Consider the following 23,215-nt stretch of genomic DNA (forward strand, 5'->3'; position numbering starts at 1 on the left):
TTTAACGCGTGGAATAGCCCGGAATAGCCAGCGGATTGTCCATCATCGCTGCGCGGTCGGGACGATCAATCCCCGCCTTGCCCAGAAACGCATCGAAAAGCTCGCGCACGTAGGTTTCCGGCAAATCCTTCACGATCAGCACGAGAAGCGTTTCATGCTCATCCTTGGGCCATTTTGGCAAACGTGCTGGCGGATGGAAGATTTTCTGCACTCCATGGATGACCAGTGGACGATCAGGGTCTTCGGCAATCTGCACAATCCCCTTCACACGCAATAGCTTCTCGCCATGGGTCGACCGCAACAGATCGAGAAACATCTCGAATGTCGAAAACGGGATTGGCTCCTTGTGCCGCAGCGAGAAGGAGCGGATTGCGTCATCATGATGGTGGTGGTGCCCATGATGGTGGTCATGATCGTGACTATGCCCGTGACTATGATCACAATCGGGTCCACACTCATGGTCGTGGTGATGAGCATGATGATGATCGTGATCATCCTCGTAGGCTTCTGCCTTCAGCCAGCGTTGCACGTCAGCCGTCTTGGTTTCGGGATTATACAGGCCACATTCAAACAGCGCTGCATAACCCGTGCGCGTGTCAGAAGCTTCCAGTATATCCGCAGCCGGATTAAGCAGCTTCAGCCTTGCTTTCAGAGCGTTTAAGCCCTGCTTCGCTTCCGACATATCCGCTTTTGTAATGATGATGCGGTCAGCCATTGCCGCCTGTTTGACCGCTTCCTCGTGATTGTCGAGCGTTGCCATGCCATTGACCGCATCAACAGTCGCAAGCACACCATCAAGGCGCAAAGCCTGCATCAGAACCGGATGGCCCATGATCGAATGCAGCACCGGAGCCGGATCGGCAAGGCCGGTCGTCTCAATGATAATCCGCTTCAACGCCTTGATCTTTCCCGTCTGCATACGGTCGATCAGATCGGCCAGTGTGTCCACCAGTTCGCCACGTACCGTGCAGCACAGACAGCCGTCTGCAAGCTCGATAACCCCTTCACTGGCTTCTTCAACCAGCAGGTGGTCGATGCTCACCTCACCAAATTCATTGATGATGACTGCGGTATCGGTGAGTGCCGGATCTTTCAGCAGACGATTAAGCAGCGTTGTCTTGCCCGAGCCAAGAAAGCCGGTCAGCACAGAAACAGGAATTGGATGCGGCATGGCTCTGTTCTTAGTTAATCGTGGCTGTATTGGCACCTGCCGCAGCACGCTGAGGGCGTGGCATCGGCACAGGGATCTGCGAAATATCGAGCTGTCCGACTTTGGTGACCTTTGCAGGCGGCGCGGAAACAAGTCCAACCTGAACCGGCACCGGCTCACGGGTCAGTGCATGGATATAAGGCGAATTGATCTGGAGACGCCCTTCGACATCACGGCCATCCCAGCGATCAGCCATGGCTTGCTGGCTGCAGATTGTCTTACGCATATCCACCGCCTGATAGGCGGCGCTGCTTGCTGGCGGCACCATGCTCCCAAGCGTTGGCACTCCGGCGCCGTTGCTCCTGAAAGCATCGGTCATCAATTGCGCCGCCTGTATCGCGCGCACTTCCTGACGGTCCGCGCCCAGCACAACAGCCAGAATGGTGCGTCCCTGGCGGGTTGCGGAGCTGGCCAGATTGAAGCCTGAAGCACAGACAAAGCCGGTCTTCATGCCATCGGCACCATCAAAGCGACCGAGCAGAATGTTGTAATTGGCCTGTGGCTTCTTGCCGTCGCCCGTATCAATGGCCTCAGTTCCGAAATAATGCGCATATTGCGGGAATTCGCGGCGCAACTGCACGCCAAGCACGGCAAGGTCGTGCGCTGTCGAATAATTGTTCGGATCATGCAGACCGTTTGGATTGGCAAAATGCGAACCACTCATGCCGATGCGCTGTGCTTCCGCATTCATGCGCTGCACAAAAGCAGATTCCGTACCGCCAACAGCTTCCGCGACCGCAACGGCCACGTCATTGGCAGATTTCACCAGCATGATCTTGAGCGCAGTATCGAGCGTCATCACCGAGCCGGGACGATAACCCATCTTGCTCGGTGGCTCTTTCGAGGCGTTGACCGTCATGCGCACAGGAGATTCCAGCGTCAGCTGCCCTGCTTCAATCGCGCGGAAGGTGACATAAGCCGTCATCATCTTGGTCAGCGAAGCCGGATACCAGCGCTGGAAAGGATCCTGCGCGGAGTAGACCTTGCCACTTGCAACATCCACCGCAATCGATGGATTTGCCAAAGCAGGAGATAAAGCACCAGCTAAGGCCAGGCTAGAAATCGCCGCAGTTGCAAACCAGATTTTCAACGACTTCGAAATCATTTCGTAGTTCCAATCAACAAGAGCCGCAATTCCTGCGGGTTATCGGTTCCGCTTCCTGTTGTATCGACCTGGAAAAGCCGTAACGGCTCGCGAATACACCAGTCAAAAAGGAGAATTTGTACTGCTCTTATCTATGCCATGTGGCAAGGAAAAGGCAAATAGGGATTGCCCGCTTTCACCGAAACGTCATATTCTCGTTTCTTCTGAATAAAGAGAATCTGCAGGATATTTCCGAAATGCCAGTGCTCAATCGTGCCGTCGAAACTCAAGCGGAGATCGCCACATGGCGTCGTCATCTGCATCAGAATCCCGAACTTCTTTATGATGTTCATGAAACGGCACGCTTTGTCGAAGAAAAGTTGAAATCATTCGGTTGCGATCTTGTTGAAACCGGGGTTGGGCGCTCAGGCGTCGTTGCGGTCATCAAGGGACGCCATGGCGATGGTCCGGCCATCGGCCTGCGCGCCGATATGGATGCCCTGCCGATCACCGAGACCAGCGGTGTCGAATGGGCCTCGAAGAATCCTGGCAAAGCGCACTCCTGCGGTCATGATGGCCACACATCCATGCTGCTTGGTGCTGCACAATACTTAGCTGAAACCCGTAATTTCCGCGGTTCAGCCGTGTTGCTTTTCCAACCAGCGGAAGAAGGCGGCGCAGGCGCGCTCGCCATGGTTCAGGATGGCGTGATGGACCGCTTTGGCATTGCGGAAGTCTATGGCGTTCACAATTTGCCGAGCCTTGCGGTCGGCCAGTTCGCCATGTGCAAGGGCCCGATCATGGCCGCAACCGACGAGTTCGACCTGCTTATCAAGGGACGCGGCGGTCATGCCGCACAGCCTCACCGCACGATTGATCCAATCCTAGCCGGTTCGCAGCTGCATGTTGCCATTCAGGGCATTGTCGCACGCAATATCGATCCACTGGATTCACTCGTCATTTCCATCACCAAGTTTCATGCGGGCGAGGCTTATAACGTCATCCCGGAAACGGCGAAACTCTCAGGCACCGTGCGTACACTGAGCAAGGAAACGCGCGCCTATGCCGAACGTCGCATCCGCGAGGCGGCAGCGGGCATCGCAACCGTTAGCGGCGCGGAAATCACCGTGCGCTACAAGAACAACTATCCAGTCACGTATAATCATGACGACCAGACCGACTTTGCTGCCCGCGTTGCAAAGAATGTGGCAGGCGAAGGCAAGGTGAAAACTGATGTGGCTCCAATGATGGCTGCGGAAGACTTCTCCTACATGCTGGAAGCGCGTCCCGGCGCATATATCTTCCTTGGCAATGGCGACACACCGGGCCTGCATCACCCTGCCTATGATTTTAACGACGAAGCCATTCCCTATGGCGTGAGCTATTTCGTATCGGTGATTGAAACCGCTCTCGCTGCCTGACGCTTTTCGATATGCAAAGAAATGCACTTGCCCCGCTTTTTGCGGGGTTGGCGAAAGCCATGAAAAACAGTATGTGTCGGAAAATGCTCCGGTATATCCTGGCATTTTTGATGACTGGTCCCGTAGCTCAGTAGGATAGAGCGCAAGATTCCTAATCTTGAGGCCACTGGTTCGAATCCAGTCGGGATCACCATTCACCCCTCGGCAACGGCCGATCCCATCTCGCTCAAATTATCTTGAAGTCCTGTGATTTCCAGCCATTTGTGCTATACCCCGCTCGCGGTCTTGTGGCGAGCTTTCTCATCTCTCCGACGGTTTGGCCAACCACTGGGCGCGTATCCTCTGAGTGAGTTTGCAACCGTTCCTGACACATTCCCCGGACCGAAAATTGATTCCCCAAAGATCGTCACAGATGATCAACCCTATAGGCTGGCCGTTTTGAAAGACAGGTCGGCGCGTTCGCAAAGCTGAAGCAGCCATGACTATCATCCAGGAAACTGAAACGTCGACCAGTGAACAAAGCGCGTCACTGGAAGCGAAAAGCAATTTCCGGATCATCGCCCTCATCGTCGCGAGTGCTATGCTGATGGAACAACTCGATGCTACGATCCTGGCAACTGCTTTGCCGACCATGGCCAAAGATTTCGATGTCGCCGCACCCTCGATGAGTGTCGCGCTCACATCATATCTTCTGAGCCTCGCCATTTTCATTCCGGCAAGCGGAAAGATCGCTGATCGCTTCGGAACCCGAACCGTGTTCCGCTTCGCGATAGGTATTTTCATCGCTGGCTCTATCCTCTGCGCACAGGCGCCGAACCTTCCCTTTCTGGTCTTTGCCCGCCTGTTGCAAGGCGCTGGCGGCGCCATGATGCTGCCAGTCGGACGTCTGGTGCTGATCCGTTCTGTCGAGCGCAAGGACCTCATCTCAGCAATGTCGTGGATGCTGGTGCCTGCGCTTATGGGTCCGATCCTCGGACCGCCCATTGGGGGCCTATTCGTGACCTGGCTCGACTGGCGCTGGATCTTTTACATCAATGTGCCGATTGGCATTCTGGGCATGATTTTCGTCTCGCTCTATATCGGAGAATATAAAAGCGACACCAAAGAACCTTTTGACTTTATCGGTTTGATCCTGTCGGGCATAGCGCTTGGTGCGCTGCTTTTCGGACTTGAAAGTGCCAGTACCACCAGCGCTTTGGCGGCCAAGTTCTTTGTGGTTGGCATTGTGTTTGCGATTGCGACCGTCATCCATTCGCACCGCCACCCAGCTCCGCTTCTCGATTTTTCACTGATGCGGATTGAAAGCTTCGGCACCTCGATGGTCGCTGGTTCGATCACCCGCATCACACAAGGCGCGCACCCATTCCTGTTGCCTTTGATGCTGCAGGTAGCCTTCGGCATTTCGGCTGTATCCGCAGGCAATATGGTTTTGGCGACCGCGCTTGGTTCCATGGCCATGAAAGCCTTTGCGCCTAAAATCATTCGCCGGTTCGGCTTCCGCTCGTCACTGGTTGTAAACGGCATATTCTCGTCATGCAGTTACGCAATCTGCGGTTTGTTCAGCCCTGAATGGCCGCATTGGCTGATCTTTGCCGTGCTGTTCATGTCCGGCTTTTCGATGTCGTTTCAGTTCACAGCCTATAATACGGTTGCCTATGACAAGGTTGATGAAAAGCAGATGAGCTCGGCCAACAGCTTCTATTCAACCTTCCAGCAACTCATGCTTTCTTTCGGCGTTTGTATCGGCGCCCTCGCGCTTCACACGTCCATGGCCTGGCATGAGCGCGACGTACCGCTGACATCGGATTTCTCTATGGCTTTCTTTATTGTGACCGGCATATCGCTGACGGCCACCTTCTGGAACCTTCGCTTCTCGAAAGACGCGGGCGCACAAATGCGCGGACGATAAAGCGCATTCCGAAAAGTGGGAACCGATCTAATTTTCCTCACGCCCCATAAGGCCAGTTGGCTTGTGAAAACAGGCCGCCATCGACCCAGATAGTCTGGCCCGAAACAAAAAGCGCAGCATCAGACGCCAGAAACAGTACCGGACCGGAAAGGTCTTCCACGGTTCCAACCCGTCGCAGTGGCGTGATCCGGCCCCATGTTGCTGCATAGTCAGGCTGTTCCTGGGCGGTACGCTCATTGTAAATCGCACCGGGAGCCACGCAATTGACGCGAATACCATGCGGCCCAAGTTCCACGGCAGACACTTTGGTAAACTGCTCAATCCCGCCCTTGGACGCCGTGTAGGAAACGAGCTTCGGGAATGCGAGCTTGTTACAGCCCGAACCGATATTGATAATTGCTCCGCCTTTACCGACGTCAACCATCCTCTTGGCAGCGGCTTTCGTGTTCAGAAAGCAGCCTTTCATATTGGTGCGGATCACATCGTCCCAGCCTTCCTCGGAAAGCTCCAGCAACGGCGCCCAAGTCTGGATACCGGCATTGTTGACGAGTACGTCCGGTGCATCACCATACCAGCTGCAGACTTCATCGAAGAACTCTTCGACCTCAACTCCAGAACCGACATCGCATTCGATCCCCAACGCCTGTCCGCCCGCAGCTTCGACTTCTTCCATAAGTGTATTTGCAGCCTCGTCATCGCCTCTGAAGCTGAAAGCAACCGCATATCCGGCTTCCGCAAATGCAGAAACAAGATGCCGTCCAATGCCGGTGCTTCCACCGGTGACAATCGCAAACCCACTCATAAAATTCCCTCCCAAAGGATCTCGAAAGGCAATTTAATCAACTTCAGGCAATGGTAAAGCTGTGAAAATGGAAATATCAGTTTCCTGAAAGAGGAGACCAGCATGAACCCCGATATCAAAGTAGCCAACGGTGCCTGCCACTGCGGAACAGTGCGCTTTCGCGTCAAACTTTCCGATGGCCTTAACACGGCGCGCCGTTGCACCTGCTCTTATTGCCGGATGCGCGGTGCAGTTGCCGTCTCCGCCGATCTGGATGGACTGGAAATTCTCGAAGGCGAAGATGCGCTGACGCTCTACACGTTTAATACGGGTGCCGCGAAGCACTTCTTCTGCTCGAAATGCGGGATTTACACCTTCCACCAGCGCCGCTCCAGCCCGCACCAGTTCGGCGTGAATGCGGCCTGCCTCGAAGGCGTTTCTCCCTTCGACTTCAAGGTTATTCCCGTCAATGACGGCGTGAACCACCCATCCGACAATCCCAACTACAAAGGTTCCGGCATTGCTGGCTATCTGCGTTTCGAACCATTTGATGAAACCAAGGCTGACTAAATCCTTGCACGCCGCTTCTGCTCGTTTTTCTCCCATGAAAACACGACCGGCGGCAGCGGATCGAAGCCGCGAATAATATCCGCCCCCTTTTCGCCGACCATGATGGTCGGCGCATTGGTGTTGCACGACGGAACGCGCGGCATGATCGAGCTGTCGCAAACCCGCAGACCTTCAAGACCGCGCACTTTCAAATCAAGATCGACAACAGCCATCGCATCCGTCCCCATCCTGCAGGTGCCGACCGGATGGTGATCGGTCTTGGCATTGGCGCAAGCATAATCGAACAGATCATCGTCACTGACGACCTTTGGCCCCGGCAGACGCTCGGCCATCACGTAAGGTTTCAATGCATCCTGGCTCATGATTTCGCGCGCGATCTTCAGACCTTCAAGCGACATCTTGCGATCATGCGGATCGCTCCAGTAATTAGGATCGATCAGAGGTGCAGCTGCCGGATCGCTGGATGCCAGCCGCACGGTTCCACGCGAACGCGGATGCAGATAGGCGGAGTTGAGCGTTACACCGGCATTTTTGAGCTTCTCAACACCTGCCTCGATGCCCGAACCAAGCCCCAGATGAAACTGGATATCCGGTGAGCGCGCATCCGGATCAGCATACCAGAAGCCGCCGGTTTCAAAGAGGCTGGACGCCACCGGACCAGAGCGCAGAAAGATATATTGCAGGCCCGCGCCCAGCGTCCGATGCAACTTTGCCACGCCATCATAGGTGTGATCGCCTGTGCATTCGGCAATAACAAACAGGTCGAGATGGTCCTGCATGTTCTCGCCCACACCCGGCAGATCATGCTTGACCGCGACACCGACCTTTTTCAGATGATCCGCGGAGCCGATGCCGGATTGAAGCAGAAGTTTCGGCGAACCAATCGCGCCGGACGATACAATCACCTCGCGGCTTGCGCGCAAAATCTCCCCGCTCATCAGCGTTACGCCGTTGACGCGCGTCTTCTCCATTTCGATGCTGCGCACCGGTGCATTCATGCGGATCGTCAGGTTCTTGCGACCCTTGATCGTGGACAGATAAGCAAGCGATGCAGACGAGCGCCGGCGGTTGCGCTGGGTGAGCTGATAAAAGCCGACGCCTGCCTGTTCGCGACCGTTGAAATCCGCATTATACGGAATGCCGAGTTCCTGGCCCGCTCGGATATAGGCGTCGCAGATCGGCAGTGGCGCGGATGGCATCGAAACACCAAGCGGCCCGCCATAGGAATGGAAATCATCGTTGAAACGCTGATTGTCTTCGGCGCGTTTAAAATAGGGCAGCACATGGCGGTAGTCCCAGCCGGTACAGCCGTCTTCGCCGGCCCAAAGATCATAATCGGCTGCATTCCCGCGCGTATAAATCTGCGCATTGATGCTGGAGCCGCCGCCGATGACTTTTGCCTGCGTATAGCGCAACACCCGATTTTTGAGGTATTTCTGCGGAACGGTTTCCCAGCCCCAGCTCGCCACACCCTTGGTCATCTTGGCAAACCCGGCTGGCATGTGAAACAGCGGATTCCAATCGCTTCCACCGGCTTCCAGCAACAGCACCTTTATCGCTGCATCTTCGCTCAATCGATTGGCGAGAACACAACCGGCCGGCCCGCCACCGACAATGATATAATCGTAATCCATCATGCCGTTCCTAAAGCTTTGCTATCGACAGGCCGCCATCGGCATTGATCGCCGAGCCCGTCGCAAAAATGAAATCGCCACCGGCAAGTCCGGCCACAATCGCGCCGACATCGCCCGCCTCTCCCCAGCGCTTCATCGGCACCAGACCGGCTTCAATCAGTCCGTCATAACGCTCAGCAACTTTCGCCGTCATATCGGTGCGGATGATGCCGGGACGGACCTCGAACACGCCGATCCTCGCTTCAGCCAAACGCAATGCCAGTCCTTGCGTGAATGCCGTCAGCCCTGCTTTGCTGATGCAGTAATCAAGCCGCTCGGGCGAGGTCATCACCGACGAAACGGAGCTGATCGTCACAATGCTACGAGAAAAACGTACCTCGTTCACCGCCAGCATGGCCTTCACCACGGCCTGGGTGAAAAACACCGTGCCGCGCAGGTTCACGCCCATGATCGTATCGAAATTTTCAGGCTTCAGCCCAAGAAAATCGCCGCGCTCAATTGAGCCCATGCCTGCATTGTTGACCAGACAATCAATGCCACCGAGTTCGCTCACGACAGCTGATACAGCCGCCTCATGTGTATCAACCGCGGCAAGATCGCTTTCAAAGAAAGCCACTTTTCCGCCAAGTTCCCGTAGTTCACGAATGACAGCGTCGTCGCTTTCGCGATCGGTAATGGCGAGATCAAAACCCTTGGCGGCAAGCGCACGCGCTATCCCAAGCCCGATGCCGCGACAGCCGCCGGTTACCAGTGCCACAGGTCTTTGACGGTTCATGCCAGCACCTCGCTTTGAATGTGGTCGGATACGCGCAGAGCCTGCGCCGCAATGGTTAGCGCCGGATTAACCGCAGCCGAGGTCGGCAGAAACGAAGCATCGACCACATAGAGATTGGGGTGATCATAAGCACGGCAATAAGGATCAAGTGGCGCTGTTTCTGGATTATTGCCGATACGTACCGTGCCGCATTGATGCGATGGTGTTCGCCGGTCGAATGCCCGCGACAGCACAATTGGAAAGCCCGCCTGCCTGAGCGCGGATTTGAGCTTATCAACCAGCATCAGATGCGCTTTCCAATTGGTACGCACCCAATGCAGAATGATGCGATCACCATCCACGCTCACGCGGCTTTCTGGCGATGGCAGGTCCTCACTCATCGCGTAGAAATCGATTGTATGTCCGGCAATGCGGTTTAAAAACCATTCCGGCACCTGGCGTATATTGGATTTCAGGATCGCGCCTGAAACCCGCCCCAGCAATTGCACATTGCCAAGGGGCGGCCCGCCAGCCCCATCCGAGAGATAATAATCATTGAAGCCAAACGTTTTTTGGTAAACGCTGTCATTGCGATAGCGCGGATCAAACCCGATCACCGTACTGGCATTGTGGTTCATGAAATTGCGACCGACCTGATCCGAACCGTTCGCCAGTCCTGAACGCAGCAGAAGTGCCGCCGATTGCACGGCACCGGCAGATAGAATGACCAGTTTGGGACGCAGGACCAGCGCCTCGCCGTTCTTCACATAATGAACTGCCGTGATGGTCTTTCCGTCGGGCCCGGCTTCCAGCTTCGTTACCCGCGCGGATGTTTCAAGCCGGACATTTGGATGTTTGAGTGCGAGTGCTAACGGACAGGTTTCCGCATCCATCTTGCCGTCATTGCTGTTCGGATGCGCATCCCACGGCGTTTTGGCCTTTGCCAGCCAGCGCTCGATATCAACACCCAGTGGCAAGGAAGCCGGATGCAGCCCTGCCTTTTTCAACCGCTCACGTACATCGGCAATCGGATGTTCATCATTGATTGCAGGATAAGAATAAGGCTTTGAATGATACGGCTCGGTCGGGTCATCGCCAAGCTCGCCGCGCACCTGAAAAAGCGCTTCCGCCTTGCAATACCAGGGCTCAAGTTCATCATAGCCAAAAGGCCATGCCGGAGACACGCCTTCAAGATGCGCAAGCTCCTCAAAATCCTCGCGCCGATAGCGCACCAGCACCGCGCCATAGAACTTGGAATTGCCGCCGACATTGTAATAATTGCCGGGATTGAACGGCGTGCCGTCCGTCTCATACCAGAATTCTTTCGGGCGAAAGAAACCACGCTGGAAAATGGCGCGTGGGTCGCGGTTTTCCGGCCTGTCAGCAAGCCGCTCACCAGCCTCCAAAATCAGAATGTCCGCACCTGATGCGGCAAGACCGACGGCCATTGTTGCGCCGCCGATACCTGATCCGATGATGACAATATCCGGCTGTCCTCCCAAAGCCGTCACTCCCTAGTTAGCCTGCGGCATCCACCAGCCGGTCCGCGCGCCGATATGCATGTTGAGCGTCTTGGTTTCGGTATAATCCTCCACCGCATGACGGCCCAGCTCGCGGCCCAGACCCGATTGTCGATAACCACCAAAAGGCAGTTCCGGCGTACCGTCCATAAAGGTGTTCATCCAGACCGTGCCCGCCCGCACCTTGCGACCAATGTTCATGCAAGTATCGAAATCGCGGCTCCACACGCCAGCCGACAAGCCATAATCAACCGCATTGGCAATCGAAATTGCCTCATCCACCGTATCAAAAGACAGCACCGACAGAACTGGGCCGAACACTTCTTCACGCGCAACGGCCATGTCGGCTTTCACACCTGCAATAATGGTCGGTCCCATATATTGGCCAAGGCCGAGATCCAGCACATCGCCGCCATGGGCAATTGCAGCACCGGCCTTTTTAGCCTGATCGACATAGGCACCGACCTTTTCAAGATGCTGTGGCGTGATGATCGCGCCCACTTGCGTGCTGACATCGAGCGGATCGCCGACGATCACTTTCTTCGACAGATCAGCGACGCGCCCAACAATCTCATCGACAATCGAGCGATGCACAATCAGCCGCGAACCGGCATTGCAGCACTCGCCTGCATTAAACCATGCGCCAAAAACCGCAGCATCGATAAAGGCATCCATATCCGCATCCGGAAACAGGATTTGCGGATTTTTGCCGCCAAGCTCCAGCGATACTTTCTTCAGCGTCTGCGCCGCATTGGCCATAGTCAGTTTGCCAACGCCAGTGGAACCGGTGAACGACACCATGTCCACATCCGGATGCGTGCTCATATGCTGGCCAACGTCCGCACCGGTCCCGGTGATGATGTTGACGACACCGTCAGGGACGCCTGCTTCAGCCAGAATTTCGCCGAGTAACAATGTTGATCCGGAAGTCAGCTCCGAAGGCTTAACGACTGCCATACAACCCGCAGCGAGTGCGAATGGCAGCTTTTGGCCCACGATCAGGAACGGGAAATTCCACGGCGTAATGATCGACACAACGCCAATTGCCTCGCGCAGCACGACGCCGAGCGTCCCATCGCCCAGATTATTATAGCTCTCGCCATGCAGATCGCGCGCCAGTGCTGCCGCATAGCGCCAGATATCAACTGATCCTGCAATCTCGCCACGCACCTGAGAAATCGGCTTACCCGCTTCAATTGCATCGAGATAGGCCAGCTCTTCGGCCCGCACTTCGATCAGATCGGCGGCCTTCAGCAAAATCAGCGAACGCTGCGAGGCAGTTTTAGACGACCAGCGCCCATCATCAAAAGCCTTACGCGCGCTCGCAACCGCGCGTTCCACATCGGCCTTGTTGCCAGCAGGATAGCGGCTTACCGTGACGCCATGGCCGGGCGCTACGCGTTCAATAGTCTCGCCGCTTTGGCTTCCAACCCATTTACCATCAATCAGCATCGAGAATTCACGAACTTCAAGCCCATTCAGCGGCTGCGGTTTTACGACTACGCTCATCACCATTTTCCTTCAAAATTCGCTTCGCGCTTTTCGGTAAACGAGCGCACGCCTTCTTTCAGATCACCGGTCTTTGCAACGAGTATTGAACCCAGCGCCTCGACCGCAGTGCCATTATCCTCGCCATTGGCGACGGAAAGCATCAGTTTAGAAATTTCGAGCGCAGCCGGTCCGCGCTTGGCCACCCGCGCCGCATAGTCCTGCGCCGCCTGCAGGGCCGCACCCGTCTCCACCACAGCATCGACAAGCCCGTGCGACAGCGCTTCCTCGGCCGTAAACATTTCACCGCCCAGCACCATGCGGCGCACAATCTGCGCACCAAAACGGCGCACAAGACGCTGTGTGCCCGACCATCCGGGGATCATACCAAGCGAAGTTTCCGGCAGACCGATTTTTGCCTGTCGTTCAACAATGCGGATATCGGCGGCACCTGCCAGTTCCAGACCACCGCCCAGCGCATGGCCGTTCATCGCTGCGATCAGCGGCACACGCAAAGTCGCAAGCCGCTCGAACACGCGATGACCGTAGCGCACCCAGGCATGGCCGAATTCTGCCGGTTCCATGCCGCCCCAAGCCTTAATGTCGCCGCCTGCGGAAAAAGCCTTGCCTTCGCCGGTCAGGATCGCAACCCGCACACTGTTATCCGCTTCCACCCGATCACAGGCGGCAGACAATTCCTGCAAAAGCTCAATATCAAACGCATTGAGCTTTTCTGGCCGCCTGATCGTCACGACCGCGATGTGGTTCTCGACATTGATATCAATTCGTTCAGCCATGTTAAGCCTCCAGCTTTCGCGCAGGCTTTTGCGGCAATTCAAGCCCGATCGGCTGGTCACGGAACAGTGCCTCATCCATGAGTTTAAGCTGATCGGAAACGATCAGCGGGAACTCAGCCTGATCGAGAATATGTGCCTGCAAATCGACACCCGGCGCAATCTCGGTCAGCACAATGCCTTCCGGCGTCAGCTTCAAGACCGCGCGTTCGGTGACATAGGTAATGTCTTGCCCCTGTTCGACGCCACGCGGGCCGGAGAAAGTGACATGCTCGACCTCATTCACGAGCTTCTTGAGCTTGCCTTCCTTCTCGATCACCAGCTTGCCGTCAGCGACCGACAATTTCGCCCCTGCATTAAACATACCGGAAAATACAATCTTCTTTGCCCTTGCAGTGATATCGACAAAGCCACCGGCACCAGCAGTCACATGCGGACGGAATGACAGCTTCGAGACATTGACCGAACCGTCGCGCCCGATCTCAAGGAAAGACAGAAGCGAGGCGTCGAAGCCTGCGCCTTGAAAATAGGTAAACTGATAGGGTGACGGCATATAGGCATCGGCATTCGACGCACAGCCAAAGGCAAAGTCGAGAAGCGGCACGCCACCAACGGCACCCTGTTCGATCACCCAAGTAACCGCGCCATGCAAACCCTCTTCCAGCAGAATGCGCGGCACATTGGCGGAAATGCCGAAGCCAAGATTGACCGCACTACCTGCCTGCAACTCCTGTGCGACACGCCTCGCAATCGCCTTCTGAATATTGAATTCGGCCAAGCGGAATGTATCGAGCGGACGGAAAATCTCGCCGGAAATTGCTGGATCATAAAGCGTCTGTGTTGTCTGTTTCTGGTCGGGATCAACCACAATATAGTCAACCAGAACGCCCGGCACGCGCACATCATGCGGTTTCAGCGTACCTTCCTTGGCGATGCGCTTGACCTGCGCAATGACGATGCCGCCATTGTTGCGTGCAGCCAGCGCCTGATCGAGACCGCCAAGATATGCGCCCTCATGTTCATAGGTGAGATTGCCGCGTTCATCGGCAGTGGTGGCGCGAATGATCGTCACATGCGGCACGATATTGGGAAAATAGAGCCAGTCCTCGCCTTCAAAACTGACCTGTTTGACAACTGGCTCCTCACGCGCCTTATCGTTCATTGCCGATCCCTGACGCTTTGGGTCTACGAAGGTATCAAGCCCCACTTTGGTGAGCACGCCGGGACGCTTGGCAGCTGCCTCACGATGCATGTCGAACAGAATGCCCGATGGGATATTATAGGCCGGAATCTCGTTATTGGTGATCATCTGCCAGATCAGCGGCGGCTCGGCGCTCGATGGTCCGGACGGATAAGAACCGCCAATGATCTTTTTGAGAAGACCTTTTTTGGCGATGTAATCGACGCCCTTGATGCCGCTCATATCGCCTGCCGCAATCGGGTGCAGCGTGGTGATATTCTGGGGATGGCCTGTCTCGTCGAAACGCTGTCCGATGGCTTTCAGCATCAGATCAGGACAGCCAAGACCGCTCGATGAAGAGACTGAGACGACAGCGTTGTCGGGAATGAGTGCGGCTGCTTGCGCAACTGAAATATGTTTGTTCATAGTTCTCAAAGTCCTGAATGAACGGCTGTGGCCTTGCCGGTCTTTGCGGCGTCAGCGACGGCAAGCCCCGTTGCGAGCGACCAGATGCCGTCGACCAATGTAGCGGAAGGCTGCCCTTTGCCAGCCATAGCCTCGTGGAAGGCCAGCAGAGCAGTTTCGTAGAGGTTCTTATGATCAAGCGGCAATTCGCGCTCGCCGTCCTTGTCCCGCAGGGTGACGATCCCGACCGGCTTCTGCGTCATGACATTGCGTGCAATGAGCGAGCCTTCGCTGCCATGCACTTCAAAGCCGGTTTCCGCATATTTGGTGGTGAAGGCATCGTGGAACTGGGCAATCGCGCCGGAAGGAAAACGCAGTGCGCCCATCACGCCGTCTTCGATGCCTTTACCGCTTAAGCCGCCTTGCTGGCTGAAAGCCACCGCCTCAACCGGATTTTCACCCAGCACAAAACGCAACGTATCGGCATCATGCACGGTAATATCGAGAATGACGCCGCCGCCCGCATCGGATCGTTCGATGCGCCAGCCCTGCAAATGCGGCGGCAGATAAACTGCGTGGAAAACCCGCGCGCCAAGCACCTTGCCGATCTTGCCTTGAGCGATAGCATCACGCATGGCGCGGTGGCTTGCAGCATTGCGCAAGTGATGATTGGTGCCCGCCACAACGCCCGCTTCACGCACGGCTTTCAGCATTTCGTGGGCATCACCAATCGTCAGTGCCAGCGGCTTTTCGCAGAGAATGTGCTTGCCCGCTTTGGCCGCCGCAATCGTCTGATCGCGATGCAATTCATTGGTGGTGGAAATATAGACCGCGTCGATTTCCTGATCGGACAACAGCTCGTCAAGGCTTGTTACAGAACGGGCAATATCATTGTCGCGGGCATAGGCCTCGCCACGCGCAGCATTGGTGCTGTAAACGGACACAACTTCACCGCCGGTCGCGCGAATGGCGCCGATCACCCATTCTTTTGCAATGGTGCTTGCGCCTATAAGGCCCCACTTTGCCATTCGAATTTCTCCTCCTTTTTCGATTGCGTACCGCAACTTGCACGCACCGCAAGACGCACCGCCAAGCGCTGCGCCTCCGCCTCCACCCGTTCCGAATTAATTTGTTTCAGCAAAAGCTGTGCCGCACGTTCTCCCAAACCTTGCGGGTCAACAGCCACAGTCGTCAGCGCCGGAACAGCCGTCTTGGCTTCGATCACATCGTCAAAACCCACCACCCCGAAATCCCGGCCCGGCTCAAGATTTGCAGCGCGCAAACCATCGCAGACACCGAAAGCCACAGCATCATTGAAGCACACCGCAGCCGTCGGTTTCATGCCGTGCCGCAACATATGCTCAAGAGCCTCGACACCACCCGCACGTGAAGGCGCACTTGTGAAAACCAGTGCATCATCAAACACAATTTGAGCCTGCTCAAGACCCGCACGATAGCCAGCAACTCTTTCAGCAAAAACAGCTGTATCGGCATAGCCGCCCATGAAAGCGATTGTCCGATGCCCCAGCGAAACCAGATGCTCCACCGCTTTTGCCACGCCGCCGCGATTATCGGACAGGATAGAAGAAACCCCCGATCCCGGCACATCGCGCACCATTTGAACAACCGGCAGGCCGCTTTTTGCCAATGGTTTTAGATCACTAGCCTCGGTGCCACGCGCAGGCGAAACGATCAGCCCCGCAATGCCATGCTCGCGCATCGAAGCAATCACCTCGCGTTGACGATCAATGCTTTCAGCCGTATTGGCCAGAAACTGCACATAACCGGCCGATTGCATGACACGATCAACCCCCACCGCAAGCTCGGCAAAGAAGCTGTTAGTCAGATCATTAACCACCAGCCCGATGATCTTGGATTTCGACTGACGGAGATTGGCGGCTGAGCGATTATAAACATAGCCCAGCTTCTTAATCGCATCCTGAACCTTGGCGCGGGTCTCGGCATGAACAAGCGGACTGTCACGCAGAACAAGCGACACGGTCGATTTCGACACGCCTGCTTCGCGTGCGATATCAATGACCGTAATGCTGCTCTTGCTCATATTTGTCTCCTGCGCTCTTAAGTTAATTGGAACGATCCAAATTTGTCAACGCCTTTCGGTTATCACGAAATGGCCATATTTTTGACGTCAGTTTGCCGCAATTATTAATGCATTTCGCAGTGCTAAAATGGAAAAATAGAGCCTCAAGCCTCACTTTACAGCTATATCTTGAAATTTGGAACGATCTAAATTATTCATACCAACGTGGAGTTGGAGGACTGACATGAGCGCATCATCGGAAAACGTGCTGACCCTGCCATTCGCTGACGGCAGCGTAAAACCCTATCGCTTGATCGGCACACCGACACCAAGACCCACCTCACCACCCCGCTTCAACCGCATTGCCTATGCTGCGGCGCATGTGGTTTCAGACCCGCTCAAAGATATTCATCCCCAGAGTGGTCCAGCCATTGATTGGGATGCGACAATGGCTTTCCGCCATCACCTTTGGAGCCTTGGTTTCCAGATTGCGGAAGCGATGGATACCTCACAACGCGGCATGGGACTTAGCTGGACAGGTGCACAAGAACTGATCCGCCGCTCGATTGCAGAAAGCAAGACTGTTGCGGGTGCCGATCTCGCCTGCGGCGCCGGAACTGATCATCTCGACCCAGTAGACGCAAAGAGCCTTGATGACGTGATTAGAGCCTATGAAACACAGGCTGAATTCATCGAAAAACACGGCGGTCGTTTCATTCTCATGGCCAGCCGCGCCTTAGCGCGTATCGCCCGCTCGCCTGAAGATTACGTCAAGGTTTACAACCAAATCCTCACCAACGCGCGCGAAAAAGTGGTGCTGCACTGGCTGGGCGATATGTTCGACCCACAACTCAAAGGCTATTGGGGTTCGGACAAGTTTGAAGACGCGCTTGATACCGTCATCAGCATCATTGAAGGCAATCGCGATAAGATTGAAGGCATTAAAATCTCGCTGCTGGACGAGCGTTACGAGATCGCACTCCGCAACCGCCTCCCAGAAGGCGTGCTGTGTTTCACGGGCGATGATTTCAATTATGCACCGCTGATCGAAGGCGACGGCGACAAGCACAGCCATGCACTGCTTGGTATTTTCGACGCGGTCGCACCACAGGCTTCCAGCGCATTGGCACATCTTGCCAATGGAGACACGGAGCGTTTCCGCACGATCATCAAGCCGACAGTTCCTCTGTCGCGGAAAATCTTTGAGGCACCAACGCAATATTACAAGGCTGGCGTGGTTTTCCTTGCCTGGCTCAACGGCCACCAGAGCCATTTCACGATGCCAGCAGGAATGCAATCAGCCCGTAGTATTCTCCATTATGCAGATATTTTCCGCCTTGCTGATCAAGCAAATGTTCTCGATCTGCCGGAACTGGCTACCGCCCGTATGAAACATCTTCTCGCGGTCTATGGCTTAGAGCGCGTTTCGATCTGATTGGACCAGATCGGCGCTCTAATTATCTGTTTTAACGCGCATCTTTGTCCGAAAACCGTTTCACACTTTTCGGGATGCGCTCTAAACTAGCCCTGAACGACAGCGTTTGAGCCAGAGATGCGAAGCGGTTTTGCTGGAAATGCTTTAACGCGCCTCTTTTCTGATCGAAACAGGTCCAGAATTATTCCTTCGAATTCAATAATAATCCAATTTTATGCATAAAATTCCAATACTCGTTTAATTGGAATCAATATATAATAGATAGGGAATATTTATTCTAAATTTATAAAGCTCTAATAGAGAGTTAATACTTTAATGAAAAAATATAATCTATTTATAAATTCGATAATACTTTCATTTTACGGATCTCAATCTTGGGCTGAAACCCCTGTTTATGAAGTCCACGGCTCTTTCGGGGGCATACGGGCCGATGCTGTGAGTATATCCGCTGACGGCAAGGTATTTGGCGTAAGGCGTCAGTCTTCGGACGGCTCTTTCGACAAATCTTTTGTCATCACCAAGGATGGCATAAGCGATATTGGTTCGCTAAGCGATTCCGATGAAGCTTCGCTTCAGGCAATATCAGCGAATGGCCTTGCAGCAATAGGCGTAAGTTCTGCCAGTCCGCTTGAATCGCACGCATTCTGGTGGACGCATGAAACAGGCATGCACGACATTGGTACTCTGGGAGGAAACGCGTCCTATACCACTGGGGTTTCGGCGAATGGGACTGTTGTTGCGGGCGATAGCTATCTCGTCGGAAACGCCAAGACCAATGCTTTCCGCTGGACCTTACAGGATGGCATAACCGGTCTTGGAACTCTCGGTGGACCATCGTCGTTCTCGCATGCGATTTCCGCCGATGGCAGCACGATTGTCGGTTACAGCACTATGGCCACCTCTGAAACAAACGCTTTCCGCTGGACTGAAAGCACCGGCATGGTCAGCCTGCAGACACTGGGCGGCAACAATTCGACAGCGCGCGGCGTTTCAGCAGATGGTTCTGTGATTGTTGGCGCCAGCGACACCGCTGCAAGCCAGCAACATGCGTTTCGATGGACTCTGGAAACCGGTATGGTCGACATCAACGCGCATACAAATGTCCACGAAAGCCTTGCCAATCTCGTGTCCTATGATGGCAACGTTATCGTGGGTTCGGCCATTTTCAATAGCAGCGATAATCAGGCTTTCCGATGGACACAGGAAACCGGCATGATCAGCCTGGACTCGCTTGGCGGCGGGCTTTCCCATGCTCTGAGTATGTCCAATGACGGCTCGGCTGTGGTTGGCTACAGTTACACAGACACTATGGCGCTTCGTGCTTTCCGGTGGACAGCAAGCGACGGTATGATCGATTTGGGCACCATCGGAGGCAATAATGCTATCGCGTGGGATATTTCCAATGATGGTAGCGTTATAGCCGGGACCGCAGAAACCGCTGACGGTGCACTTCACGCGACATTATGGAAGTTCCCAAAACCGGATACCGGAACACCACCGACAGAGCCTGAAACCAATCCCGGAACGGGCTATAACCCCGGCTCCAGTCCAGAAACGCCATCGGGGGAAAATCCGCCTGTAAAAGAGCCTGAAACCTCGCCGGCGGTCATAGACCTCGACCACACTGCAACTACAGTCTTCTCGCTGGCGAACAACAGTTTCTCCGCCATGGAAGCGCAGCGTTTGACACTCAACAAATTGCAGAATTTTTGCGATGTCGAGCGCGCACGCCAGACCTGCTATTCGATGTTTACCGATATCAGTGGGTTTGGTGGCCAAAAAGATTTGCTTTCAGGCTTTACGCTCGGTCACGGGTTTACCGACAACTTTTCAGCAGGCGTCACTGTCGCCCATTCATTCTGGCGCGACCAGCCTGACGGTTTTGACACGGGAAGAGACAATTTCGGTGGCGGTCTCTATGCACAGTGGAAAGACAAAACCGCCATTGGGGACTGGTACGTGCGAGCAAGTCTCGCAGCCAATCGCTACGATACAGATATCACCCGGCCCGTTCTCCCCTATACCGAAGTCGGAACCGGCGAAAGCAGGCTGCAAGGCTGGAGCACTGCACTGGAGCTGGGACGAAAAGACAATCTGAATTTCCATAATGCCCGCCTCGGCTATTATGGCGGTCTGCGCTACAGCAATCTGTCGATGGACGGCTATACCGAAAGCAATGCGCTGTTCCCGTTCAGCTATAGCGATATGAAGTTCGCGCTGACCACTGTCTATGCGGGTGCTAATTACAGCATGCCTCTGACCGACAAGATCCGGTGGTTGATCAATCTGGAAATCGAGCAGGATCTTGCACATAAAGACCCGGTTTTTAACGCGACGGCTGATTACATCGGCGCGCTAAAGCTCAACTCAGACTTTTCTCATATCAGAGGCTCCGCATGGACGAGTCTGAGCTATGCCTTCAATGATGCTGTCGATCTTTCCCTGACGCCCTATGTCGCCCGAACTGTGTTGCGCGACAATGCGTTCGGAGCCATGGTCCGTGTTTCTGGAAAGTTCTGACCTAGAAATAAAAAGCCTCGCGGCACAACATGCCGCGAGGCTTTTCAAGTCGTATGGTGCAATATCACCGCCAGCCAAGGGCTGGCGCAACATGCTTCAGGATCGATTCAATGACATGCGCATTGTAATCAACGCCCAGCTGGTTTGGGACAGTCAGAAGCAGCGTATCGGCCTCGGCAATAGCCTCATCCTTCTCGAGTTGCTTGATGAGCTTATCCGGTTCAGCCGCATAGGAGCGGCCAAAGACGGCGCGCAAATCCTCTTCAATGTAGCCGATCGAATCCTGCTCGTTGCTACCGCCACCAAAATATGCCCGATCACGGTCATCAACCAGCGCGAAGATGCTGCGGCTTACCGAAACACGCGGCGTGCGGGTGTGTCCGGCTTCTTTCCATGCTTCGCGATAAGCGCGGATCTGCTTGGCCTGCTGAATATGCAAAGGCTCGCCGGATTCATCCTTTTTCAGGGTAGAACTTTGCAAGTTCATACCAAGCTTTGCAGCCCAGATTGCCGTGGCATCCGATGCAGCGCCCCACCAGATACGATCGCGAAGGCCTTCCGAATGCGGCTCGATCTTCAGAAGCCCTGGAGGGTTCGGAAACATTGGCCGTGGGTTGGGCTGGGCAAAGCCTTCGCCTTTCAGCGCTTCAAAGAACACTTCACCATGCTTGCGGCCCATATCGGCATCGGTCATGCCCTCTTCAGGCTCATAACCGAAATAGCGCCAGCCATCGATCACCTGTTCAGGTGAACCGCGGCTGATGCCGAGCTGCAGTCGACCCTTGGAGATAAGATCGGCAGCACCTGCATCTTCAACCATATAAAGCGGGTTTTCATACCGCATATCGATGACAGCGGTGCCAATCTCGATCTTGCTGGTTTTGGCACCAACAGCCGCAAGCAACGGAAACGGTGAAGCCAGCTGACGGGCGAAATGGTGCACGCGGAAATACGCGCCATCTGCGCCAAGCTCTTCGGCCGCAACAGCAAGGTCTATCGATTGCAGAAGCGCATCGCCCGCAGAACGAGTGCCGGACTGTGGCGAAGGCGACCAGTGGCCGAATGACAAAAAGCCTATCTTTTTCATGACTATGTTCCTCAGAGCACAATCCAACCACCGTCAAACGCGGACCGGCAGGCTTATGCTTCAAACGTTGTGCAGTGGCACTTTTCATCAGTTTTGTCAGAATATGGCGGCAGGCGATAGTCATTGAAAGGGCCCTGAACACAGTGTTCATGAAACGGAATATAACGGGCAAAGTATTGCCCGATGCCGACAACGTGCCGACAACGCGATGACGACACGTTGACAGCCCAAACAGACCAGATTAAGCCTCGATATGAGGCGGATTGGCCTTCCATCCCAACATAGATTTTGGGCCCAACATAGATTTTGGGCCCAACATAGAGTTTGAGATTGGATGAAAGGTCAATGTCCACGAAATGCCCAAACAGGCAACGCACTAAAACAGGGGAGATTTTTATGCGTTCTATGCTTCTGGCCTTGCTGGCCGCAACGGCTATCGCCACTCACGCACAGGCCAAGGATGTAACGGTCGCCGTTACTGCTATCGTTGAACATCCGGCACTTGATGCCGCACGCGACGGCGTGAAGGATGCGCTGGCTGAAGCCGGTTTCAAGGAAGGCGAAAATCTTAAATTCGTCTATCAGTCCGCTCAGGGCAATCCGGCAACGGCCGCCCAGATCGCACGCCAGTTTGTTGGCGAAGCTCCGGATGTCATCGTCCCGATCTCGACACCTTCGGCGCAGGCTGTTGTTTCTGCAACGCGTGATATTCCGATTGTCTTTACCGCTGTTTCCGATCCTGTCGGCGCACAGCTCGTCAAGGACATGACAAAGCCGGGCGGTAACGTGACCGGTCTTTCCGATATGTCGCCAGTTGTCGAGCACATCAAGCTCATCAAGGAAGTGATGCCGAATATCAAGAAACTCGGCTATCTCTATAATTCCGGTGAAACCAACTCGGTCTCGCTTCTGGCAGCGCTGAAAGAAGCCGCTTCCGCAGAAGGCATCGAAATCGTTGAATCGGCTGCAACCAAGTCGGCAGAAGTTCAGGGTGCAGCGCGTGCCCTCGTGGGCCGTGCGGACGCCATGTATGTTCCAACCGACAACACCATCGTTTCGGCTCTTGAAAGTGCCGTTGGCGTTGCTGAGGAAAGCAAGCTTCCGCTCTTCACCGCTGATACGGATTCGGTCAAGCGCGGTGCGCTGGCTGCTCTCGGCTTCAACTATTACGACGTTGGCAAGCAGACTGGTGCTGTCGTGGTCAAGATCCTCAACGGTGAAAAGCCAGGTGATATCGCTGTCGACATCGCCAAGGGAACCGACCTCGTCATCAATCTTTCTGCAGCCAAGAAGATGGGCGTCGAATTTCCACAGGCAGTAATCGACCGCGCGACCAGCAAGGTCGAATAATCGGTCTCAAGATTGTAATTAGAAAGGGCGGG

General features: G+C 54.8%; 18 protein-coding genes and 1 tRNA gene. 7 read left to right on the forward strand and 12 right to left on the reverse strand.

Annotated elements, in window-relative coordinates:
• Nucleotide 1: 1 nt before the first annotated feature.
• Complete coding sequence (locus OIV19_RS00570) at nucleotides 2–1,171, reverse strand: CobW family GTP-binding protein (protein ID WP_264230398.1); 1,170 nt, start codon at nucleotides 1,169–1,171, stop codon at nucleotides 2–4.
• Nucleotides 1,172–1,181: 10 nt separating this feature from the next.
• Nucleotides 1,182–2,315, reverse strand: a complete 1,134-nt coding sequence (locus OIV19_RS00575) for a D-alanyl-D-alanine carboxypeptidase family protein (RefSeq protein ID WP_095447656.1) — start codon at nucleotides 2,313–2,315, stop codon at nucleotides 1,182–1,184.
• Between the two features lie 236 nt (nucleotides 2,316–2,551).
• On the opposite strand from OIV19_RS00575, the gene OIV19_RS00580 reads away from it, so the two are divergent.
• The 3 genes from OIV19_RS00580 (at nucleotide 2,552) to OIV19_RS00590 (ending at nucleotide 5,624) form a co-directional block, all read left to right on the forward strand.
• On the forward strand, nucleotides 2,552–3,715 hold the full coding sequence (locus OIV19_RS00580) for a M20 aminoacylase family protein (RefSeq protein ID WP_264230399.1): 1,164 nt from the start codon (nucleotides 2,552–2,554) through the stop codon (nucleotides 3,713–3,715).
• Between the two features lie 116 nt (nucleotides 3,716–3,831).
• Nucleotides 3,832–3,908 (forward strand) — tRNA-Arg (locus tag OIV19_RS00585).
• Nucleotides 3,909–4,193: 285 nt separating this feature from the next.
• Complete coding sequence (locus tag OIV19_RS00590) at nucleotides 4,194–5,624, forward strand: DHA2 family efflux MFS transporter permease subunit (RefSeq protein ID WP_264230400.1); 1,431 nt, start codon at nucleotides 4,194–4,196, stop codon at nucleotides 5,622–5,624.
• Between the two features lie 37 nt (nucleotides 5,625–5,661).
• Here the strand turns inward: OIV19_RS00590 and OIV19_RS00595 are convergent, their stop codons facing one another.
• Nucleotides 5,662–6,426: an SDR family NAD(P)-dependent oxidoreductase gene (locus OIV19_RS00595; RefSeq protein WP_095447659.1), complete on the reverse strand. Its 765-nt coding sequence runs from the start codon at nucleotides 6,424–6,426 to the stop codon at nucleotides 5,662–5,664.
• Nucleotides 6,427–6,528: 102 nt separating this feature from the next.
• On the opposite strand from OIV19_RS00595, the gene OIV19_RS00600 reads away from it, so the two are divergent.
• Nucleotides 6,529–6,975 (forward strand): GFA family protein, encoded by a 447-nt coding sequence (locus OIV19_RS00600; RefSeq protein WP_095447660.1) that lies wholly within the window; start codon nucleotides 6,529–6,531, stop codon nucleotides 6,973–6,975.
• On the opposite strand, the gene OIV19_RS00605 is transcribed toward OIV19_RS00600, so the two are convergent.
• The 8 genes from OIV19_RS00605 to OIV19_RS00640 are packed head-to-tail and all read right to left on the reverse strand — an operon-like array spanning nucleotide 6,972 to nucleotide 16,812.
• Nucleotides 6,972–8,609 (reverse strand): GMC family oxidoreductase N-terminal domain-containing protein, encoded by a 1,638-nt coding sequence (locus OIV19_RS00605; RefSeq protein ID WP_264230645.1) that lies wholly within the window; start codon nucleotides 8,607–8,609, stop codon nucleotides 6,972–6,974. The two genes, OIV19_RS00600 and OIV19_RS00605, sit on opposite strands and share 4 nt — an antisense overlap.
• A gap of 10 nt (nucleotides 8,610–8,619) precedes the next feature.
• Nucleotides 8,620–9,384 (reverse strand): 3-ketoacyl-ACP reductase, encoded by a 765-nt coding sequence (locus tag OIV19_RS00610; RefSeq protein WP_264230401.1) that lies wholly within the window; start codon nucleotides 9,382–9,384, stop codon nucleotides 8,620–8,622.
• Complete coding sequence (locus OIV19_RS00615; protein ID WP_264230646.1) at nucleotides 9,381–10,865, reverse strand: GMC family oxidoreductase; 1,485 nt, start codon at nucleotides 10,863–10,865, stop codon at nucleotides 9,381–9,383. The genes OIV19_RS00610 and OIV19_RS00615 overlap by 4 nt, the downstream gene beginning before the upstream one ends.
• 12 nt (nucleotides 10,866–10,877) lie before the next feature.
• Nucleotides 10,878–12,398, reverse strand: a complete 1,521-nt coding sequence (locus tag OIV19_RS00620; protein WP_264230402.1) for an aldehyde dehydrogenase family protein — start codon at nucleotides 12,396–12,398, stop codon at nucleotides 10,878–10,880.
• Nucleotides 12,392–13,168: an enoyl-CoA hydratase/isomerase family protein gene (locus tag OIV19_RS00625; RefSeq protein WP_264230403.1), complete on the reverse strand. Its 777-nt coding sequence runs from the start codon at nucleotides 13,166–13,168 to the stop codon at nucleotides 12,392–12,394. Before OIV19_RS00625 ends, OIV19_RS00620 begins: the two co-directional genes overlap by 7 nt.
• A 1-nt stretch (nucleotide 13,169) precedes the next feature.
• Nucleotides 13,170–14,771, reverse strand: coding sequence for an acyl CoA:acetate/3-ketoacid CoA transferase (locus OIV19_RS00630; RefSeq protein WP_264230404.1), 1,602 nt, complete (start codon nucleotides 14,769–14,771; stop codon nucleotides 13,170–13,172).
• Nucleotides 14,772–14,776: 5 nt separating this feature from the next.
• Nucleotides 14,777–15,778: a Gfo/Idh/MocA family protein gene (locus tag OIV19_RS00635; protein ID WP_264230405.1), complete on the reverse strand. Its 1,002-nt coding sequence runs from the start codon at nucleotides 15,776–15,778 to the stop codon at nucleotides 14,777–14,779.
• On the reverse strand, nucleotides 15,757–16,812 hold the full coding sequence (locus OIV19_RS00640) for a LacI family DNA-binding transcriptional regulator (protein ID WP_095447668.1): 1,056 nt from the start codon (nucleotides 16,810–16,812) through the stop codon (nucleotides 15,757–15,759). The genes OIV19_RS00635 and OIV19_RS00640 overlap by 22 nt, the downstream gene beginning before the upstream one ends.
• Nucleotides 16,813–17,035: 223 nt before the next feature.
• Here OIV19_RS00640 and OIV19_RS00645 point away from each other — a divergent pair, with 223 nt between their 5' ends.
• Together OIV19_RS00645 and OIV19_RS00650 are read left to right on the forward strand one after the other, a co-directional pair.
• On the forward strand, nucleotides 17,036–18,226 hold the full coding sequence (locus tag OIV19_RS00645) for a dihydrodipicolinate synthase family protein (protein ID WP_264230406.1): 1,191 nt from the start codon (nucleotides 17,036–17,038) through the stop codon (nucleotides 18,224–18,226).
• 435 nt (nucleotides 18,227–18,661) lie between these two features.
• Nucleotides 18,662–20,746 carry an autotransporter domain-containing protein gene (locus OIV19_RS00650; RefSeq protein ID WP_264230407.1) on the forward strand — a complete coding sequence of 695 codons (2,085 nt, stop codon included), beginning with the start codon at nucleotides 18,662–18,664 and terminating at the stop codon, nucleotides 20,744–20,746.
• 64 nt (nucleotides 20,747–20,810) lie between these two features.
• Here the strand turns inward: OIV19_RS00650 and OIV19_RS00655 are convergent, their stop codons facing one another.
• Complete coding sequence (locus tag OIV19_RS00655) at nucleotides 20,811–21,833, reverse strand: LLM class flavin-dependent oxidoreductase (protein WP_264230408.1); 1,023 nt, start codon at nucleotides 21,831–21,833, stop codon at nucleotides 20,811–20,813.
• A gap of 396 nt (nucleotides 21,834–22,229) precedes the next feature.
• On the opposite strand from OIV19_RS00655, the gene OIV19_RS00660 reads away from it, so the two are divergent.
• Nucleotides 22,230–23,183, forward strand: a complete 954-nt coding sequence (locus OIV19_RS00660) for an ABC transporter substrate-binding protein (RefSeq protein WP_095447674.1) — start codon at nucleotides 22,230–22,232, stop codon at nucleotides 23,181–23,183.
• Nucleotides 23,184–23,215 lie beyond the last annotated feature (32 nt).

Source organism: Brucella sp. HL-2 (assembly GCF_025846885.2).
GTDB lineage: Bacteria > Pseudomonadota > Alphaproteobacteria > Rhizobiales > Rhizobiaceae > Brucella > Brucella quorumnocens.

Bases quoted from the DNA above. Each gene is read 5' to 3' on its own strand.
- OIV19_RS00570 (WP_264230398.1), bottom strand. From the start codon at position 1,171: ATGCCGCATCCAATTCCTGTTTCTGTGCTGACCGGCTTTCTTGGCTCG.
- OIV19_RS00575 (WP_095447656.1), bottom strand. From the start codon at position 2,315: ATGATTTCGAAGTCGTTGAAAATCTGGTTTGCAACTGCGGCGATTTCT.
- OIV19_RS00580 (WP_264230399.1), top strand. From the start codon at position 2,552: ATGCCAGTGCTCAATCGTGCCGTCGAAACTCAAGCGGAGATCGCCACA.
- OIV19_RS00590 (WP_264230400.1), top strand. From the start codon at position 4,194: ATGACTATCATCCAGGAAACTGAAACGTCGACCAGTGAACAAAGCGCG.
- OIV19_RS00595 (WP_095447659.1), bottom strand. From the start codon at position 6,426: ATGAGTGGGTTTGCGATTGTCACCGGTGGAAGCACCGGCATTGGACGG.
- OIV19_RS00600 (WP_095447660.1), top strand. From the start codon at position 6,529: ATGAACCCCGATATCAAAGTAGCCAACGGTGCCTGCCACTGCGGAACA.
- OIV19_RS00605 (WP_264230645.1), bottom strand. From the start codon at position 8,609: ATGGATTACGATTATATCATTGTCGGTGGCGGGCCGGCCGGTTGTGTT.
- OIV19_RS00610 (WP_264230401.1), bottom strand. From the start codon at position 9,384: ATGAACCGTCAAAGACCTGTGGCACTGGTAACCGGCGGCTGTCGCGGC.
- OIV19_RS00620 (WP_264230402.1), bottom strand. From the start codon at position 12,398: ATGGTGATGAGCGTAGTCGTAAAACCGCAGCCGCTGAATGGGCTTGAA.
- OIV19_RS00625 (WP_264230403.1), bottom strand. From the start codon at position 13,168: ATGGCTGAACGAATTGATATCAATGTCGAGAACCACATCGCGGTCGTG.
- OIV19_RS00630 (WP_264230404.1), bottom strand. From the start codon at position 14,771: ATGAACAAACATATTTCAGTTGCGCAAGCAGCCGCACTCATTCCCGAC.
- OIV19_RS00635 (WP_264230405.1), bottom strand. From the start codon at position 15,778: ATGGCAAAGTGGGGCCTTATAGGCGCAAGCACCATTGCAAAAGAATGG.
- OIV19_RS00640 (WP_095447668.1), bottom strand. From the start codon at position 16,812: ATGAGCAAGAGCAGCATTACGGTCATTGATATCGCACGCGAAGCAGGC.
- OIV19_RS00645 (WP_264230406.1), top strand. From the start codon at position 17,036: ATGAGCGCATCATCGGAAAACGTGCTGACCCTGCCATTCGCTGACGGC.
- OIV19_RS00655 (WP_264230408.1), bottom strand. From the start codon at position 21,833: ATGAAAAAGATAGGCTTTTTGTCATTCGGCCACTGGTCGCCTTCGCCA.
- OIV19_RS00660 (WP_095447674.1), top strand. From the start codon at position 22,230: ATGCGTTCTATGCTTCTGGCCTTGCTGGCCGCAACGGCTATCGCCACT.